Source organism: Geobacillus kaustophilus (genome assembly GCF_000948285.1).
Lineage (GTDB): Bacteria > Bacillota > Bacilli > Bacillales > Anoxybacillaceae > Geobacillus > Geobacillus thermoleovorans_A.
Map to the genome: position 1 here is coordinate 1211025 of NZ_JYBP01000003.1, position 17871 is coordinate 1228895.

The window sequence follows — 17871 nt, forward strand, 5'->3', positions numbered from 1 at the left end:
GTGAGTGCGGTATACGCTCCTGATCCGTGCGGGTATACTGAAAATGGCCAAAAAAGGCAATAGGAAAGCAGAGGTGCCCGATTTTAGGCATCTCGTATAACCTGTCTGCCTTTTGGCTAGACTAAATAAGTTGTGGTTGGCGGAACGGCTCTTTGCGGGAGATCATGCAAAAGATGATCACCAACATCCGCCGAGCAATGGCGATGAGGGCTTTTTTCTTCCCGCACCGGGCCGCCAACGACCAAAACTTTCGGGACAAGGGATGCGTCTTAGATCGAGCTGCTGACCATGCCGCCTCGCATAACGCCGATCGGAGATGGGGATTGCCTTTTGTCGTGCGCGTGCTCTTTCGCTTTCCGGCGCTTTCATGGTTGCCGGGGGACAAACCCGTCCATGAAGCCGCCCGTTCCGGCGTTTCAAAGACGCTCATGTCGGTTCCCATCTCCGCGATGATGACGGCGGCGGTTTGTTTTTTCACTCCGGGCATGGTCATCAGCAATTCGACTTCCTCACGATACGGCTCGAGCAGGCGGTCGATGTGCTGGTCGACTTCTTCGATGAACCGCTCCAATTCCTCAACGTGTTTCCACAAGAGGCGAAGGAGACGGAGCTCGTGTTCGGTCAAGGTGCCCAGCAGCGAATCGTACACCGCTTGCTTTTTCTTTTTGAGCCTTCCGCGCAGGCATTGATCCAGCTCGTCCTTGTCCACGTATCCCTTCTCCAGCAGCCGGGCAAGGATGTCTTTTCCGGAAACGCCGAAGAGATCGGAGAGGACCGAGCCGAGTTTGACATTGGAAGACTCGAGCACTTTTTGAATCCGGTTTTTCTCCGAACTCAACTGTCCGACCCACTTTTTGCGGAGGCGGGTAAAATCCCGCAATTCGCGAATATCCGCGGGGGGGACGAAACTTTTTTCAACGAGTCCATGGCGGAGCAGCTTGGCGATCCACTCGGCGTCAGAGACATCGGTTTTTCTTCCCGGGACATTTTTGATCCGTTGCGGATTGGCCAGTGTCAAGTCGACATAGCCCTCGAGGAAGGCGAAGACCGGTTTCCAATACACGCCGGTGGATTCCATGGCGACATGGGTGACGCCATGTTCTTCGAGCCACTCCAGCAGGTCGCCAAGTCCCTTCGAGAACGTGGAGAAGGTTTGAATGTCCTTTTGAATGTGTCCATCTTCTTCCCATAGCGCACAGGCGACGATGGTTTCGGCATGAACATCCAATCCTGCGCAGCGAGGATAGATGACATCCATGATGAAAATCCTCCTGTTCGATGATCGAGTGCGCAAACAGCGAATCCACGGGAGAAATGCGGCAGTTTTCCGTTCGTCGTCACCTTTCCTCCGCATCGGGAAAGGGCGGACAATGGGTGGTGCACCCAGTGGATTCGAACGCTTTTCCGTACAGGGTCCAAGCCACCATTAAGTATAACGTCCTATTGAACTGTTTGCGCCTACTCTTCATTATGGGAAGAAAAGGGGGATTTTCATGCCCGGGTGGAGGGCAAAACGTTGCCCATGGAACTTTTCCGTGAAAATGCGTGCGCCTCCAAGGGTGATTTTCATGCTGGGTGGAGGGCAAAACGTTGCCCATGGAACTTTTCCATGTGAAGACGCTCCCATTCTTCTTGAGAGCCTAATGAAGCGAGCAGTGCTTTATATTTGTCCAATTCTGATTTCAGGTGGATGATTTTCTGTTGCAATTGGGTGGTTTTTTGCTCCTTGCTCATGTCCATCACCTTTTTTCCGCATGTCATGGTACCCATTATATGCAGACATCGAAAAATGGGTGTTCTGCTTGCTCATGCATGAACCATATCATTTTTGTTTCCAAAAATAAGGCTCTTCACCAAAAGTTGTACTTGACTGTTTCAAAACACACTTTCCTTACGCCAGTAAGGAGAAAATTAGTAAATCGACATTTTGGATGCATAGTGGCTCAAGAAAACGCCTCGCTTGTCAAGTACACGTTGTGGTGATGAAACAAAAATAAATAAAAATAGTGGTTCATCACCAAATTTTGTGATTTAGTGACAAAAAAGAGAAAGCACTGACGAGATCCTGGCAATAATGTTAGCGGTGAAATAAACATTAAGGAGGTCTCGTAAGTGCTTTCTATACCACTAGGATTGCCAGAATTTAAAGTGATTAAACAAGAACTTCTTTCCTATGGTTATGCGATTCATGTAGAGAAAACAGAGACACAGGAACGTTGCCCTCATTGTGGGTTTGCCACTTCCTCTGTCCACGACAGACGGACAAGAAAAGTACGGGATTTGGCGATTTTCCATCAACCGGTGTACTTGTTCATAAAGGTAAAGCGCTATCGGTGCTGGAATTGTTCTCAAGTGTTTTCCGCCTCTTTGGAATCGATTCCACCCAATCAACACTACACCAATCGATTTTGTGAGTACTTGTATGAACTTTGCGAAGGCTCCACCATTCAAGAGGTTAGCCGAAAGCACCGCATCCCATATACAACATTGGAACGCATTTATTACTCCATCGCATCGAAAAAAGCAAAAGAGCGTCAAACAGCGATAGAAGCATCTTCTCAAGAAGGAATGGTGCTTAGTTTAGATGAAATCGCTGTAAAAAAGGGACATCAGTATGAAACTGTATTGATGGATGCCAGAGCCGGATCGGTCATGGGAATGCATGCCGATCGCCAATGTGACTCCGCCATCAACTTGTTGAGCCAAAATATCCTGTCGAAAGAAATGGTCCAAACGGTGATTCTTGACATGTGGGAACCTTATCATAAGGCGGTTCGCGCCCTGTTTCCATCTGCTTCGATTGTCATCGATAAGTACCATGTGGTTCAAAAAGTGACACAAGCCTTGGATCAAGCAAGAAAGGAATTTTCTCCATTGAAAAAGGCTCGATATCTTCTCTTGAAAGGCTGTGAAAAGCTTCGTAAGGACCAACGGCTTCGATTAGACGATATCTTGGAGGAGTATCCGGCACTTTCCATTGCTTATTATCTGAAAGAGTTGTTTCGGGATTTTTACCGAACCGATGGATATCATGAAGCAAAGGAACGCTTGGAAGAATGGATTAAGTTAGCCAAACAGAGCCCTTTTGCTTCTTTTCAGAAAGCAGCCAACACGCTTGAAAGGTGGAAGGAGCCTATTCTTTCCTACTTTTTGTGCCCATATACGAATGCCCGAATTGAGGGGACGAATCACAAGATCAAAAACATCAAACGCCGGGCATATGGCTATCGAAATCTAGAACGGTTTCGTTTGCGTGTATTTCTGGAGTGTACAGGGAACACTACAGGCAGTCAGGCTGCTTAAGCGCTCCCTTCTTCCGCTATCGGTATGATAGTTGGTAGAATGGAACCCGTCAAGGAAAGCACTTGACTGTTTCCATTCTACCAACTTCGTGGTCTGTATGCGGAAGAAGGATCCTGACTGATGAACCTATTTCATCCAGCTAACATGTCTCTAGGATTGAGTAGAAATCACAGAAAATGGTGAAGACCCAAAATAGTTGTTTTTACTATAACTTGTATTTATCCCTATCATACTATAGAGTAGCCTGAAAAAAATAATGAAATGAAAGGAAGGATTGTTTTTATGCCTATCAATTTAGAGCAATTCGCTCAACAATTTGATCCAGAGTGCATTCAAGTGTGCAAAGTCTATGACTGGACGACACACGTTGTACAGCTGGCGCAAGACATCACGTTCACATTTCCGACTGGCTCTTTAGATGGAGTCACGGTTTCCCAAGTCAATTGTTCGATCACATTGTTGGAGTGTGCGGAAGACGCTCCTCGCCGAGATATTGAATGCACGGTCGGCAATCAAATTGTGACGTTGCAAGCGGTCACCTTAAGCAAAACGATTCAAGTCGTGTTGGAAGTGATGGGAACCAACGCAACGGGCGCTCAAGTTACCGTCGTCAGCAACCCCGCTTTAATCACAACCAGCGAGGAAGTGATTCTTTGCGCTCCAGAAGGCACAACGGTGTGCTGCAACGCTGTGCAAAACACCTTTAATACTTGCCGCGTCGGAGCGTTTACGCAAAGCGGAAACAGTATTACAGCAAATATTTCCATTCGTATTTGCCAAAGCATCGTTGTGACGTTTGAAGTCATTTTGGAAGTCGCCGCAAGGTTCTGCCAACCCCGCCCAGAAATCATTTGCGAAGAAGAGTGCCCAGTGGATGTCTTTCCGCCGCAATGCCCAGCTGTGTTTCCTGCTATGTAAAAATTAGGTTTTCAGTTTATGCGAAAAAAGAGGAGATGTTCTCCTCTTTTTTCATACCTATACATGTAGAATGCATAGAACACAGAAGGAGGAAGGATGATGGATCTGATTCCAGAATTGGAACAGAAAATACAAGCGATTGAGAAAGAGCTTCGTATGGTGAAGCAAGCTGTTGCGGAAATAAAACGTTTGCCTCAACAGGTGTTGTCTGACGAAATTTGTGTCGTTTGCTATTTCACGTATTCCTTATTGCTCCTAAAGGCACAGGGGCAGAAAGGGATGATTGCGGGGAACTTCGTGATTCGCAATATGGGATCTTCTCCTTTAGAACATCCTTACATTTGTCTGCGCGTTTCTCCGAAAGAACACATGGCGTTATCGGCAAAATTAGGAGGCGGCATTCAATACGATCGCCGTCTCAATCCGCTCGTAATGGAAGCTTGGCAATATATGAATGAGGAGGCCGAGAACATCGCGGAGGAGAAGGGGGAATTTTGGCTAAAGCCGATTCATGTGTCACGCATCGAGCCAGGTCAAACTCTCTCTTTTTCTAATTTCCAATTTCAAGTCGGTATGCGTGAAGTCTCAACCACCTACAAAGTGGACGGATTTTTTTCTGCCAACAGCTGCCTAATGGAGTGCGAGCGTTGAACCATATTGTTGTCCATGCTTGACAGCCTGAAGCCATATGCGCCATAAAAAACCGGCTCAGAAGGCAATCGCCTTTCGCTGAGCCGGTTTTGCCGGGTTATACGTTGCGAACAACAAGAGCGTTCAAGGCGCGAGTTTCCGCTGTGATGCTGCTTAATAGGGTAGATAAAATGTTTCCGTTTGTTTCAATGACAATGCGATATACGTGTGTTCCTACGCCCGGCGCGTCGACCCATGTCAAGTTCGGGAATAACGTTGTATTAGCGGCAATTCCCAACCCAGGAAGAAGTGATTCAACATCAAGCGACGCAATGGGGGTAAAGGCTCCTCCGTTCGTTGACCGTTCTAAGCGATACGTGATGCCTTTCAAAGTTACGCCTGTCAGGAGGGCCAATACGGCCAATTCCAACTCGACCATCGAATCAAGTTTGACACGATCGCCGCTGAGGGTCGTAATCGCCTGCAAACGAAGCACTTCCGTGACGGCAGTTCCGGTCAGAGGAATGGTAATGGGCAAATCCGTTGAAGACTGCGTAAAAAACAATTGGGGAAACAATCCACCATTGCACACACAAACCATTCGTCTATCATCCTTTCCTAGTTTAAATTTGATACTACTGTATTTGTTAAAGCCGATGATAAAATCCCCAATATAGCCGGAATAAAATTCCCCACTTACAATAGAACCATAGTGTTAACGAGAGGAGCTATGGTTCATGATGACGAGAGGGGAATTTTTTATGATCAAAGAGATGTATGAAAGGGGAATGAGTATTTCCGATATTGCGAGGGAGTTGGGGATTGATCGGAAAACCGTTCGAAAATATATTCACTCCCCCAATCCCCCTTCCAAATCTAAGCGAAAACAAAGAAAAAGCAAGTTAGATCCATTTAAGCCGTATCTTCAAAAACGAATGTTAGAAGATAGGGTGTTTAATAGCGAAAAGTTGTTTTTTGAAATTCGACAACAGGGCTACACGGGAGGAAAGACGATTTTAAAGGACTATATGCAGCCTTTCCGAGAGACGGCGAAAAAGAAATACACCGTTCGTTATGAAACGCTTCCTGGCGAACAAATGCAAGTCGATTGGAAAGAAGTTGGGGAGGTCGTGATCGAAGGGAGAAAAGTCAAGTTATCGCTATTTGTGGCTGTGTTAGGCTATTCGCGGATGAAATACGCGGTATTTACGACCAGCCAGGACCAGGAACACTTAATGGAATGCCTGATTCAGAGTTTCCAATACTTCGGCGGAGTTCCGAAGAAGGTGTTATTTGATAATATGAAGACCGTTACAGACGGCCGGGAACAAGGAGTGGTGAAATGGAATCAACGATTTTCTGAATTTGCGAGTTACTACGGATTTATTCCAAAAGTGTGCCGGCCTTACCGGGCCCAGACAAAGGGAAAAGTCGAACGAGCCATTCAGTATATCATGGATCACTTCTATGTGGGGACAGCGTTTGAAAGCATCGAAGAATTGAATTTCCTTCTCCATCGTTGGCTCGATCAAGTGGCGAATCGGAAGCCAAACGCCACTACCGGCATTCCTCCGCAAGAGCGTTGGGCAGAGGAACAGCTGAAACCTCTCCCGTTGAACGATTACGATACGAGCTATCTTTCCTATCGGAAGGTGCATTGGGATGGCAGTTTCTCTTACAAAGGGGAACAATGGCTTCTATCGGCGGAGTATGCGGGCAAAGAAATTCTGGTGAAGGAGCGATTAAATGGGGATATTCGATTGTATTATCGAGGGGAGGAGATTTCTTACTTGAACCAACAGAAAAAAGTGATTTCATTCGCCGAAAAAATCAAAAAGAAACAGACGGAAACGGCCGTCACCATTTCGCCTGTTTCGGTGGAAGTGGATACTCGTCCATTGTCCGTTTATGACGCATTCCTGCGAGGGGAAAGCTCATGAAAGAACGAATACACGAGTATTGCCACCGACTCCATTTGCCTGTCATGGCGGAACGATGGTCCGCCATGACAGAATACGCAGCTACTCATAATATACCATATTCGGAGTTTTTATTCCGCTTATTAGAGGCGGAAATCATCGAAAAACAGGAACGATCGATCCAAACGCTCATCAAACTGTCCAAACTGCCGTATCGCAAGACGATCGATACGTTTGATTTTGCCGCGCAGCCTTCGGTGGATGAGCGCCGGATTCGAGAACTGCTTACGTTGTCCTTTATTGACCGGAAAGAAAATATCCTCTTTCTCGGTCCACCGGGGATTGGGAAGACACATCTGGCAATTTCGATTGGAATGGAGGCGATCGCAAGAGGATATAAAACGTATTTTATTACCGCTCACGATTTGGTCAATCAGTTAAGAAGAGCCGACCAAGAAGGAAAGTTGGAGAAAAAGCTTCGTGTCTTTGTGAAGCCAACCGTTCTCATTATTGATGAAATGGGGTATCTAAAACTGGACCCGAACAGCGCTCATTACTTATTTCAAGTGATCGCCCGGCGGTACGAGCATGCCCCGATTATCCTCACCTCCAACAAAAGCTTTGGGGAATGGGGAGAAGTTGTGGGAGACTCGGTATTGGCGACCGCGATGTTAGATCGATTACTGCATCATTCCATCATTTTCAACCTAAAGGGGGAAAGCTATCGATTACGGGAAAAGAGGCTCCAAGAAGAAAAACAGAAGGATCAATGAAAGATCCTTCTGGCAGCTTGTCGACAAAGTCGACAAGCTGTTTTAATATATAGGTATAAGGGTATCTTGAAGGAGTGGAATAAGATGCTTCAACGTTACCAAGAAGATCGGAGACATATCGAAACAACGGTAAAAATTGATGATCTTGTTCCTGAAGACCACCTTGTTCGTAAACTAGAAAAAGCCATTGACTTCTCCTTTATCTACAATATGGTCAAGGATTTGTATTCTCCTAACCATGGACGACCAAGTCTTGATCCCGTTGTGCTGTTCAAAATGTATTTGATTCGTTACATCTTTGGGATTCGTTCGATGCGTGAAACCGTAGAACAGATTCGAACAAATGTGGCTTATCGTTGGTTTTTGGGATTGAGTCTGCATGATCCTGTGCCCCATCATTCGACACCAAGTAAAAACTACACGCGACGTTTTGCGGGAACCGATGTTTTTCAAAAGATTTTTTCAAGAATCTTGGAAGAAGCCTTTCAACACGGGCTTGTGGATCCAAGTGTCGTATTTGTCGATTCTACTCATGTGAAGGCGAGTGCGAACAAAAGAAAATTCACAACAGAAATGGCAGAAGTGGAAGCGAAAGCTTATCAAGATGAATTAGAAAAAGAAATTGAGCGAGATCGCATCGCTCATGGGAAATCCCCACTACCGCCAGAAAATGATAAAAAAAAACGAGAAATCAAAGTCAGTAAAACAGATCCAGACAGTGGGATGTTTGTGAAAAATGAACGTGAACGGGTATTTGCTTACTCTTATCACACCGCTTGTGACCGACATGGTTGGATATTACACACGTATGTCACTGCCGCCAATGTTCATGATAGCCAAGCGTTTTTTGAACTGTTTGAGCGAGTGAAGCAAGAAATCAAAGGATGCCCAACAGATGTGTGCATCGATGCCGGATATAAAACGCCAGCGATTGCGAAATACCTATTAGAACAAGAGATCCATCCGATTTGGCCATATACTCGTCCAAAGACGAAAGATGGGTTCTTCCGAAAATCTGAATTTGCATATGACGAACATTTTGACTGTTACCTTTGTCCCAATCACCAAGTGTTATCTTATTCAACAACGAATCGGGAAGGCTATCGGGAGTATAAATCAGATCCATCCATCTGTCAGGGATGTCCATCCCTTCAAAAGTGTACAGCAAGCAAAAATCATACGAAAGTCGTGACACGCCATGTTTGGCAAGAGTATTACGAAGAAGCCGAACATTTACGATATGTACCAGAACATCGCGAGTTGTATGAATTAAGGAAACAGACGATTGAACGGAATTTTGCAGATTTAAAAGAGAAGCATGGTCTGCGCTGGACGAATTACCGAGGATTGGAAAGAAACCAGATGCAGGCGATGCTTGTTTGTGCTGCGATGAATTTAAAGAAATTGGCGAACTACTTGTGGAGAAAGGGCCTCTCCTTTCTGTATGTATTCGAGTATGCATCTATTTTGGTTCGTTCATCAAGAAAAACAACCTTAAAAATGGAACAAAATGGTTATAAGACAACTGTCTTATAACCATTTTGTCAACAGTCTGACAGAAGGATCAATGAAAGATCCTTCTGGGGAATTTTAAACCGGCGATTTTGGGGAAAAAATAATCGGCCTTGACAGTATTAAATGATCATGTTTGAAAAAATGATTAAGATTAATAACTATTTTTCGATAAATAATGTAATCGTCCATGATATAAGAGGATGGATGACTAGAAAGGAGGGAGCCTTTTGGAAATCGCGCTTTTCCTCCCATAAGCTGTACTTTCCAGATGCTCTTTAGGCTAATCCGTCGGCAAAAGTATAGTATCAAGACTAGGGATGATGCCAAACAGCCAAGTCCAACTGTCGCCGTGGAAAGTCAAATGATCGAAAGGTGAAAGTGCCTTTGACAGGGCTAATCACAATGAACATGACGACCATCATTATTGTTTGAAACAGTGACATCCCTGTAATTGATAAGATATGAATGAACTACGCCTTGTTCTGATGCGAGTGTTCATCTTTTGAGCAAACATCGCAGCGTAAACAAAGCGTAAACAAAGATAGAAACGATAGAAAATTTTTTCAAAAATATTTTTTATCCTTTACTATTAAATATTAATTTGTTATAATTCTAATGTACTAATAATTATCAATTAAGGAAGGGGAAGAGGAAATGGGAAACCAACACAACGCTTCCAAATGTCCGTATCATGGCAGCGTCACAAGCTACAACTCAAACCGAACAACCAATAAAGACTGGTGGCCCAACCAGCTGAACTTAAGCATTCTCCATCAACACGACCGAAAAACGAATCCTCATGATGAAGAGTTCAATTATGCTGAGGAATTTCAAAAATTGGACTATTGGGCGTTAAAAGAAGATTTGCGCAAGTTGATGACGGAAAGCCAAGACTGGTGGCCGGCTGATTATGGTCATTACGGTCCGCTGTTCATCCGCATGGCGTGGCATTCGGCCGGAACGTACCGCATCGGCGACGGCCGCGGCGGAGGTTCGACCGGCACGCAGCGCTTTGCGCCGCTAAACAGTTGGCCGGACAACGCCAATTTGGATAAAGCGCGGCGGTTGCTATGGCCGATCAAGAAAAAATACGGAAACAAGATTTCTTGGGCGGACTTGATCGTGCTAGCCGGCAATGTGGCGATTGAGTCAATGGGAGGAAAAACGATCGGGTTTGGCGCCGGCCGAGAGGATGTATGGCACCCGGAAGAAGACATTTACTGGGGATCGGAAAAAGAGTGGCTTGACTCCGAACGTTACAGCGGAGACCGCGAACTGGAAAACCCGCTGGCGGCCGTTCAGATGGGACTGATTTATGTCAACCCAGAAGGCCCTGACGGTAAGCCAGATCCAAAGGCGGCGGCCCGCGATATTCGCGAAACATTCAGACGGATGGGGATGAACGACGAAGAAACCGTCGCCTTGATCGCAGGCGGCCATACGTTCGGCAAAGCGCATGGCGCCGGCCCTGCCTCGCACGTAGGTCCCGAACCGGAAGCCGCCCCGATTGAAGCACAAGGGCTGGGCTGGATCAGCTCGTATGGAAAAGGAAAGGGACGCGACACGATTACGAGCGGCATTGAAGGGGCTTGGACGCCGACTCCGACTCAATGGGATACGTCGTATTTCGACTTGCTGTTTGGCTATGACTGGTGGCTGACAAAGAGCCCAGCCGGAGCATGGCAATGGCAAGCGGTAGACCCTGATGAAAAAGATTTGGCGCCCGATCCGGAAGATGCATCGAAAAAAGTGCCGACAATCATGATGACAACCGATTTGGCGCTGCGTTTTGATCCGGAATACGAAAAAATCGCCCGCCGGTTCCACCAAAATCCGGAGGAATTCGCGGACGCATTTGCCCGGGCTTGGTTTAAACTCATTCACCGAGATATGGGTCCGAAAACGAGATATCTCGGCCCGGAAGTCCCGAAAGAAGACTTCATCTGGCAAGATCCAATTCCAGAGGTGGACTATGAGCTGAGCGATTCAGAGATTGAAGAAATCAAAGCGAAAATTTTGAACTCGGGACTGACCGTCAGTGAACTGGTGAAAACATCTTGGGCTTCCGCAAGCACGTTCCGCAATTCCGATAAGCGCGGCGGAGCCAACGGCGCCCGCATCCGTCTCGCTCCGCAAAAAGATTGGGAAGTCAACGAACCGGAGCGGCTGGCAAAAGTGCTTTCGGTTTATGAAGAGATCCAAAGCCAGCTGCCGAAAAAAGTAAGCATCGCCGATCTCATCGTCCTTGGCGGCAGCGCCGCGGTCGAAAAAGCAGCCCGCGATGCCGGCTTTGATGTCAAGGTGCCGTTCATCCCCGGACGGGGCGACGCGACACAAGAGCAAACCGATGTCGAGAGCTTTGCGGTGTTAGAACCGTTTGCGGACGGGTTCCGCAACTATCTGAAGAAAGAGTACAGCGTTCCGCCTGAAGAGCTGCTCGTCGACAAAGCGCAGCTTCTTGGGTTGACGGCTCCAGAAATGACTGTGCTTGTCGGCGGTTTGCGGGTGCTTGGGGCAAACTACCGTGATTTGTCGCACGGCGTCTTCACCGACCGCATCGGGGTGCTGACGAACGACTTCTTTGTCAACTTGGTGGACATGAACTATGAATGGGTGCCGACCGAAAGCGGCATTTACGAAATTTGCGATCGGAAAACAGGCGAAGTGCGGTGGACGGCAACCCGGGTCGACCTCATTTTCGGGGCCAACTCGATCCTCCGTTCGTACGCGGAATTTTACGCCCAAGACGACAACCAAGAAAAATTCGTCCGCGACTTTATCAACGCTTGGGTCAAAGTGATGAACGCCGATCGTTTTGACATTCATTTGAAACAAGCCAAAGAGTCGGTCACGGTTTGATCGGCGAGGCGAAAAGAAGCAGCTTGCCGCTGAATTGGCAAGCTGCTTTTGTATGTATGTCTAGAACATTGTGCAGCAGTCTTCGAAGGGAAGCAAAGGTTCAACGCAAACTTTTTCTATTTTGAAGTTTGAAAAGCTGCATTTTGGCCTCGCTCCTTCTTCAGTATATAGTATATTTTAGAGAAAAAGGAGACTGGGTTATGAATTTGTCCCGTTTCGTTGTCAAGGGGAAGTGTCGCCGGCATGATTTCTGGTGTCATACTCGGCTTGTTTTTCAAAACCAATTGGAATATATTGGAACATCAATGTGTATACGCTGCTGTTAAATGTCCATTATATTCCTGTTTTCAACCGATTTTCGTTTTCGGAAATGGTGGGGTTCTCCTTTTCACTTGATTATATCGGTCATTCTAGCGACGATTCTTTTATACGTTGCCGCAAAGCACCAATGGACGCGTCGGCAAATGATGGTGCGTACGATCGGAACTTCTCTTTTCATTGGCCTTGTTCTTTATCCAACAACCGCCTTGACGGAGCGGACACCGCCATTGACTTCTGTTTCTGCGTTGTTTTGCTGGCTGTTTGGACATTTGTTATATGGAGCGGTGCTCAGCTTGTTCTGGGAAAAGAACGAGACGCAAGCGATTAGGAGATAAGGAAACGGAATGGGTAGAAAGAGGATGGAGCGATGCCTGTTGTCGCTGCAAATCTTGTTGTGTTTATATTTGCGTTCTACTCATACAGTTTTCTAAAATTTCTACCAAACCAGTAAATAACTATAGTGAATCCAGTTCGAAGCTTAGGGAATTGAAAGAAGGGTGGAATTATTTAATAAACATTCCGTATTTAAAGTGGTTATTAATTACCGCTTGTCTCACAAATGTTTTGCACAGTTCGTTAACGATTGCGGCACCGGCAATCCCAGTAGAGAAATCACAGTTGGACTCGAAGCTTGTCTAAACAGCATGAAAAAACACCTCCAGCTGAGATAATCAACGACCGATAATAAAAATGAGATAATTCGTTTAAAAAATGATAATTCGTAGACACAAAAATTATGAGGGGAACTTAGGTTAACAAGTTCCGAATAATTGATTTTATGGGCACTTGAGGGAAGAAACCCTCAATTTTCGGGAAATTTGTTTAGTTTACATAATATAAATTATAAGAAGTTGCGAAAGGGTCTGTTTCGATAACAAGTAATCTCATAATAGTGAGACAAAACAAAAAAACGCCCATCGACACGCCCACCTAAAATAAAAACGCGCAGCCTCTTGATTTCTCATTCAAGAAGCTGCGCGTTACCCACTGCGCGTCGGCAGCTGCAGGGACCGCATGATCTCATCCTTTCTCCTTTCGTTTAGGCAATATCCGTTTGACGATAGCGGACGCCTTTATACCGAACGCGAACTGGCACGCCTTTTTCTTGCTTATGCTTCACTAGAAGCCGTCGGGCTTTTGAAAAGGCTTCCATCATCCCAGATGCCAGAATAGCCTCTTCCCACACAATCGTTTTCCCTTGGACTGTGTAGAAGGAAAATACATACTGTTTCACCGTCCTCACCTCCCTATATACTTATTATAATCAAAGACTGTTTTTCCTAAACACAAAAACTGTTACAATTATGTTAACTTTTTCTCTTCAGCGTTTCCGCAACAAATAAAGGTGTCCCAATCCTTCCTAAAAGAGATCGGAACACCTTTTTCTTTTTGCGCATATGTGGCTGTTGGACCTTGCGGGTTGTGATGATCTTGCCAGTTAGTGCCGCAATCCGTTTTGTTCCCAATATTTTAGGTATGGATACGGATTGATCGCATTCCAGTTCGCATCATACAGGCCAACGTGCAAGTGCGGGGCAAATTTTCCAGTCGTGCCGACCGGACCGTAGCCAGAGTCGCCGACAAAGCCGACGAGCTGTCCTTTCACGACAGCTTGTCCTTCCGACAGATTCGCCGCATATCCTTGCAAGTGGGTATAATAGAGAAACAGCCCGGCCTTTGTCCGAATGGTCAGCCGCCAGCCACCGAGTTCACTCCACCCATACCGAACGACCGTGCCGTCCACAGCGGCGTAAACAGGCGTTCCTTTGGAAGCGAAAATGTCTGTCCCTTCATGCCTCCTCTCTCCCCCGTAGCTTCGACTTTGCCCGTACGTATCGGAAAATGGTGTATATGTCCCCGCTTTGAGAGGAAAAATGCCATCCTGCAACTGAGGGAGCGCCGTCGGCGGAGTCGGCGCTGCTTGCGGGATCGTGAGAGTCTGGCCAACATAAATCGTATCCGTGGATAGACGGTTGGCAGTTTTCAGCTCAGCGACCGTCACGCCGTATTTTTGCGCGATGGCATATAAACTGTCTCCAGCCCGAACGGTATAAACGATCGCTGCAGCGGCTGAAGATGAGGATGAATTGTTGGTGGATGGCGGAGTGACGCGCAGCGTCTGCCCCGGGTAAATCGTGTCGCTTGCTAAGTTGTTCCAACTCTTAAGATCCGCAATGGACACGCCGTATATATGCGCGATCTTCCATAAACTGTCCCCGTTTTGGACCGTGTATGCCGAATTGGAAGCGTTTACATTATCGGCAATGCCTCCAGCCAGCCAAAGAGCGACGAGCGCCGCACCATACGTTCGTTTCCTTTGCCCTTTCCTCATCAGTTTCCTCTCCCTGCAGTGTTAGGTTTATAGAATGGTACAGTTGTATTTTATAAGGAAACAGACAGAAAGGACAAGACAGTAAATACAGGAAATTAGCACAGTTCAGTTTCTTAGAAAAAGAAAACCGGCATCATGATTCAATGCCGGTTTGTTGCTTGTATTGTTTGACGGCCGCTTTATAGTCGGCTTGAATGGCATCTTTGTCTCGTCCGAGCCGAACGCTTAAAAAGTCGAGCACGGCTGCATCATGGGCAAGGCCAGCAGCGAACTGCCGCTTCAGCCAACGTTCGCCGGCGGTTTCCTCTGGGAACGTATGGGTCTCTCCCCCATTGGCATACACACTCCAACCTTGAGCGGTTTTGCGACTCAGCCACCATTGGCCGTGGTGGTTCGTCCAAAACACCCCTTCTTCCTCGTTTTTTTGGTTCCATTGATTTTGTTCCGCATCACCGTATACCGGCAAAAGCGGAAACGTCTCGACGACGAAAAGCGGAAACGTCGTGTCGTCGATAAGGCAACCGGACGCTTTCGGATGGCCGCCGCCGCCAAACTGCTTAGCGAACTCAGCGACGTTGACATTATCGTGAATGGTGCGGAAGCCGATATGCTTTGTCCCCATATTGACTAAAGCGATCAAGTCAAGATGAGGATAACGCTTGGATAACGCATTGCCCAATTCCGACAAATGGCGTTCGGCAAACACAACGCCGATGCAATAGTTTCCAAGCCAGCGCTGGACGAGCTGCTTTTGTTTTTGTCGAATGTAGCGTTGAATTTTCTTTTCTTCCATATCCAAAAGCAGCTCTTCCGTTTCCGTCAAAGCGAACGGTTCGCCGGAAGCGAGCCGCTCGCTCATCGTCTCCCAAAAGCCGTCAAGCCCTAAAATCGTCAACAAATCATTCAGCCGCTTCGCTTGCGAATTCCCCTTCTCTTCCCATTCCCACGTGTCGTATTGGCGGACGAGCTCGACGAAGACGTCAATTGTTTCGTTTGGCACAAGCATTCCTTCACGGACCAGATAATCGTAAAAGAGTGAAGTGGCAGACGTTTTTTTGCCATCGTCTCTTGCTGGTACGATCCATCCCCACGGATAGTTATTGAAATGAAGCGCCGTCACGTGGTGGTCGATCACTTGCACATGGCCGCCGCGCGCCGCGCGTTCGGCTAGCTGCTGTTCTACTTCCTTGCCGACGGCCAAGTCGGTGATAAACAACATGGCGCCGTTGGCCTCGTCGCTTTGCAAGAATTGGGCAACCCGTTCATCCAAATTACGATAGGAACAAAACGAAATGTTCACTTCGGCAAACGCCAACTTCGCGAGCAATCCGCAACCAATGCCGTCTAGATCGCTGTCAGTGAATAATTTGATCATGGGGTCCCACCTTTTTGTCACAAACTTTTTTGCAACCACGTTTTCAAGAGTGGAAGCAGCCGGTCCGGCAGCTCGCCTGCATGCGGCACAAAGACGCGGAAGCGACCATAGATGTTTTCAATCGTCCGCCGCGTCTGCTCATCGTCGGCCCCGTGGCCTAAAAAGAGATTGACGACCTCAATGCCGCGGCGGCGCGCTTCGGCGACTGCTTCGTGCGTATCGATGATGCCGTTTTGTTCATATCCGTACGCGGCGGGTTCGCCGTCAGAGAAGACGAGCAGCACTTTTTGTGCTTCCGGGCGCTTGAGGAGCTGTTCGGTCATCCAGCGAATCGCCAATCCATCGCGATTATCTTCATGCGGCTCGAGCTGCAGAATCGCCGGACCGCTCGACGGCTCAAGCGAGCGGCGGAATGAGACCGCCATCTGCAAATAGTTCGGCTGACGCGAAGCGGTTGCTTCGTTCGCATCTTCCCAAAATCCGACAATTTGGTGCGGCACGCGCAACGTTTTCAGCACTTCATGGCAAAGAACGAGCCCGGTTTTCGTCTCCTCCATTTTGTCGTGCATCGAAGCCGAGCAGTCGACCAGCAGGCCGAATACCGCATCAAACCGCCGCGTCGGCTCGCCTTTTTTGTAAAACAAGCGCGGCCGCTCATCAGTGAAAAACGACACCAATTGTTTGCGCAGCCGACCGGCGGATAAGTTCGTGCGCCAAGCGGAGCGCTTGTGTTCAAGCCATTGTTCCATGATGCGCACAAGCCGTTTTCGGTACGGCGCCACCGCCGCCTGTTTGGCGCGGTATTGCTCAAGATGCGCGAGGTTTGGCGACGAAGGAAGAAGCACAAGATCGGCTTGGCGGTTGGCCTCGCCATACGGCGCACTGTTTCCAGCCGGCGGCTGTTCGCTGAAGGATGCTTGCGCTTCCAGGCCATACTCGTTTCGCGCCGTCGGCCGAGACGTTCCTTTCACGACGACCAATGCCTGATCGCCGTCTTCACCCGGCCTCGCCTCATCGCTGATGATCTCGGTGCGGCTGCCTCGTTCGAGCTCAAAACGGAGAAAGCTTCCGCCCGCCCGGCTCGTTTCCCGATGCCACGTTGGCAGCACTTGCCGCTTGGCCTCTCCATCCGCCTCTTGAAGGGCATCGCGGTTTTCCAATGGATTGGTCCGTTTGAGATCTTGAAGCGTCATCGTTTTCTCGTCCGCATCATCCTCAACGATTGGCAGCGATGTATAGGCATTGACCATATCATGAGGCAACACGTCCCCCATCAGTTCCACAACGGCAAACGCCCAGTCCGCCACCTCGGCTGTCGAGGAAGCGTCAAAAAATTGCGGCCATAACGTTTCGAGGCGCGCCTGCACCGCTTCATCCGCCATTGGAGCCAGCGGCGCATCATCAAGCGGCGAATCGGCCGTGAGCCGCAAATACATGGCCGCCAAAAACTGATCAGCCCAAGCGCCGCGCGTTCGATTCGCTTGCCATTGCTGAGTGAAGTAGCGGCGGTACAAGCGGCGGCGCGTGCGGAACCATCGCTTCATCCCGGGACGTTCCCGCTCGCAGACGGCTTCCAAGCGAAGATCTTCAGCGAATGTAAACAGCTGTTTGGAAAGCTTGGAGAGCGGTCTGGATTCCACCGCATGTCGGAAGGCGCGGACCGCCGATAGGTCGGTATGCCGCCGCGTGCCGATGATGCGCAAGCCGACATCGGTTTTCATTGCCGTTTCCCGCTCCAATGGCGGATACCCATACCAAAAATGGCTGACGTAAACGACCGGCTTGGTAGAATGCACGCCGGAATGGGCGGCGAACTGGATGGCAACGTCGCGGCGGCGCATGAGCGTTTGGGCGAGGTCAGAAAGCTGCATGACCAAACTCGAATCGACCGTTCGGTCATTGAACATCATAAACCGTTCCATATGC

The 17871-nt window shown here is 48.0% G+C and carries 14 protein-coding genes; 7 read left to right on the top strand and 7 right to left on the bottom strand.

Annotation, left to right across the window (positions count from 1 at the left end):
- Positions 1-121 precede the first annotated feature (121 nt).
- Both LG52_RS06560 and LG52_RS20495 read right to left on the bottom strand, forming a co-directional pair.
- Positions 122-1258 carry an IS110-like element ISGka2 family transposase gene (locus LG52_RS06560; RefSeq protein WP_044731162.1) on the bottom strand — a complete coding sequence of 379 codons (1137 nt, stop codon included), beginning with the start codon at positions 1256-1258 and terminating at the stop codon, positions 122-124.
- A gap of 308 nt (positions 1259-1566) precedes the next feature.
- Entirely contained in the window at positions 1567-1734 is a 168-nt protein-coding gene (locus tag LG52_RS20495) for a hypothetical protein (protein ID WP_231584428.1), read from the bottom strand.
- A 378-nt stretch (positions 1735-2112) separates the two neighbouring features.
- Between LG52_RS20495 and LG52_RS06565 the strand changes: the two genes are divergently transcribed.
- From LG52_RS06565 to LG52_RS06575, 3 genes are all read left to right on the top strand, one after another.
- Positions 2113-3303: an ISL3 family transposase gene (locus LG52_RS06565; RefSeq protein ID WP_044730358.1), complete on the top strand. Its 1191-nt coding sequence runs from the start codon at positions 2113-2115 to the stop codon at positions 3301-3303.
- 282 nt (positions 3304-3585) lie between these two features.
- Positions 3586-4221 carry a hypothetical protein gene (locus tag LG52_RS06570; RefSeq protein ID WP_044731344.1) on the top strand — a complete coding sequence of 212 codons (636 nt, stop codon included), beginning with the start codon at positions 3586-3588 and terminating at the stop codon, positions 4219-4221.
- 99 nt (positions 4222-4320) lie between these two features.
- Entirely contained in the window at positions 4321-4872 is a 552-nt protein-coding gene (locus tag LG52_RS06575; RefSeq protein WP_231584429.1) for a hypothetical protein, read from the top strand.
- A gap of 97 nt (positions 4873-4969) precedes the next feature.
- Here the strand turns inward: LG52_RS06575 and LG52_RS06580 are convergent, their stop codons facing one another.
- The gene (locus LG52_RS06580; RefSeq protein WP_044731345.1) at positions 4970-5452 is read right to left on the bottom strand and encodes a hypothetical protein; all 483 of its coding nucleotides are present in this window, start codon (positions 5450-5452) and stop codon (positions 4970-4972) included.
- Positions 5453-5588: 136 nt separating this feature from the next.
- Here LG52_RS06580 and istA point away from each other — a divergent pair, with 136 nt between their 5' ends.
- The 4 genes from istA to katG all read left to right on the top strand — a co-directional run bounded on the left by istA (position 5589) and on the right by katG (position 11917).
- Positions 5589-6791: an IS21 family transposase gene (gene istA / locus LG52_RS06585; RefSeq protein WP_044731346.1), complete on the top strand. Its 1203-nt coding sequence runs from the start codon at positions 5589-5591 to the stop codon at positions 6789-6791.
- Complete coding sequence (gene istB, locus LG52_RS06590; protein ID WP_052524473.1) at positions 6788-7543, top strand: IS21-like element IS5376 family helper ATPase IstB; 756 nt, start codon at positions 6788-6790, stop codon at positions 7541-7543. Before istA ends, istB begins: the two co-directional genes overlap by 4 nt.
- 84 nt (positions 7544-7627) lie before the next feature.
- Entirely contained in the window at positions 7628-9079 is a 1452-nt protein-coding gene (locus tag LG52_RS06595; RefSeq protein WP_231584430.1) for an IS1182 family transposase, read from the top strand.
- Between the two features lie 633 nt (positions 9080-9712).
- The gene (gene katG, locus LG52_RS06600) at positions 9713-11917 is read left to right on the top strand and encodes a catalase/peroxidase HPI (protein ID WP_044731347.1); all 2205 of its coding nucleotides are present in this window, start codon (positions 9713-9715) and stop codon (positions 11915-11917) included.
- 1360 nt (positions 11918-13277) lie between these two features.
- Here the strand turns inward: katG and LG52_RS06605 are convergent.
- The 4 genes from LG52_RS06605 to LG52_RS06620 form a co-directional block, all read right to left on the bottom strand.
- Positions 13278-13472 carry a hypothetical protein gene (locus LG52_RS06605; protein ID WP_044731348.1) on the bottom strand — a complete coding sequence of 65 codons (195 nt, stop codon included), beginning with the start codon at positions 13470-13472 and terminating at the stop codon, positions 13278-13280.
- A 204-nt stretch (positions 13473-13676) separates the two neighbouring features.
- The gene (locus LG52_RS06610) at positions 13677-14570 is read right to left on the bottom strand and encodes a LysM peptidoglycan-binding domain-containing protein (RefSeq protein WP_052524475.1); all 894 of its coding nucleotides are present in this window, start codon (positions 14568-14570) and stop codon (positions 13677-13679) included.
- A 133-nt stretch (positions 14571-14703) separates the two neighbouring features.
- Positions 14704-15945: a DHH family phosphoesterase gene (locus LG52_RS06615; protein ID WP_044731349.1), complete on the bottom strand. Its 1242-nt coding sequence runs from the start codon at positions 15943-15945 to the stop codon at positions 14704-14706.
- 17 nt (positions 15946-15962) lie between these two features.
- Positions 15963-17867: a nitric oxide reductase activation protein NorD gene (locus LG52_RS06620; RefSeq protein WP_044731350.1), complete on the bottom strand. Its 1905-nt coding sequence runs from the start codon at positions 17865-17867 to the stop codon at positions 15963-15965.
- Positions 17868-17871 lie beyond the last annotated feature (4 nt).